The following is a 586-nucleotide window of genomic DNA, read 5'->3' as shown; positions in this document are numbered from 1 at the left end:
TAATAAGTCGGGGGATTCGGTCAAGGTTACAAATGACATCGATAAGATTGAGTTGTTTCTTGAAAGCGGCGAGACGGAAATCATACCTACTGATGATAATGAACTAAAAGTTGACATCGACGGGAAAGGAAAACTTATGCTGAAAGAAAAAGGAGATACGATTGAAGTTGAGGTGAAACACAAATGGTATCAATGGATTGCCTTCAACCGTAAATCTGATGTCACCGTCTATGTTCCGAAAGAATATGACCGTAATATGGAGATTGAGCTTGGATCCGGGGAAGCTGTATTTAACGGCGGCTCCCCGTCGGAACCAATGCAATTGGATGAACTTTTGGTAAAGATGGGATCTGGGGATATGGAGCTTGCTCACTTCGAGACAAACGTATTCCGTCATAATGGGTCTTCAGGAGATTTCACCGTCAATCATTTAAAGACAAAAGACGGGAAGGTAACACTCAGCTCAGGCGACATGGAGATCTCTAACTACGAAGGTCCGCTTAGCGGAGGCGTTTCTTCCGGAGGTCTATCGATCATGATGAAGAAGATGGCAGGAGACATCGATCTTGATGTCAGCTCGGGTGAA

At 44.4% G+C, this 586-nt stretch carries 1 protein-coding gene; it reads left to right on the top strand.

Annotated elements, in window-relative coordinates; all coding sequences use genetic code 11:
- Window positions 1-586: DUF4097 family beta strand repeat-containing protein (locus HP456_RS24720; protein WP_172255927.1), on the top strand; the 586-nt coding region annotated here is incomplete at both ends.

This window comes from Bacillus haikouensis, from assembly GCF_013179555.1.
Classification (GTDB): domain Bacteria; phylum Bacillota; class Bacilli; order Bacillales; family Bacillaceae_B; genus Rossellomorea; species Rossellomorea haikouensis_A.
The sequence above is the reverse complement of the archived record's forward strand: the minus strand, read 5'-3'. Positions and strand labels throughout refer to the sequence as shown.